This window comes from Achromobacter sp. GbtcB20, assembly GCF_019091095.1.
Taxonomy (GTDB): Bacteria; Pseudomonadota; Gammaproteobacteria; order Burkholderiales; family Burkholderiaceae_B; genus Achromobacter; species Achromobacter mucicolens.
Genome location: NZ_JAGXJZ010000495.1, coordinates 1 through 277 on the forward strand (window position 1 = coordinate 1; position 277 = coordinate 277).

Annotated in this window: 1 protein-coding gene; it reads right to left on the minus strand. The window is 65.3% G+C overall.

What is annotated here, in order from left to right:
* A partial coding sequence (locus KVT32_RS29915; protein WP_217619407.1) for an Hsp33 family molecular chaperone HslO occupies nt 1-277 on the minus strand: 277 nt, incomplete at both ends.

The following is a 277-nucleotide window of genomic DNA, read 5'->3' on the forward strand; positions in this document are numbered from 1 at the left end:
GGGTGCAGCTGCAGTGGAACTGCGGGTGCTGCGGGTCGAACACGCGGATCGTCTCTTCCCAGAACAGGCGGGTCAGCAGGGTCTGGATGTCGGTCGTGAGCAGCTCTTCCTGCTTCAGGGTGCTGCCCAGCATCACGGCGCGGTTCCAGGTTTCCAGGTCTTCCTCTTCGGTCGCCTGCTTCACCTGGTCGTCCTTGCCGGTGTGACGCGGGAGCTTTTGCAGCAGCAGGCCGCGCGAGACCTCGTCGGCGGCCGGCAGCCACAGCTTGGTGTCCAT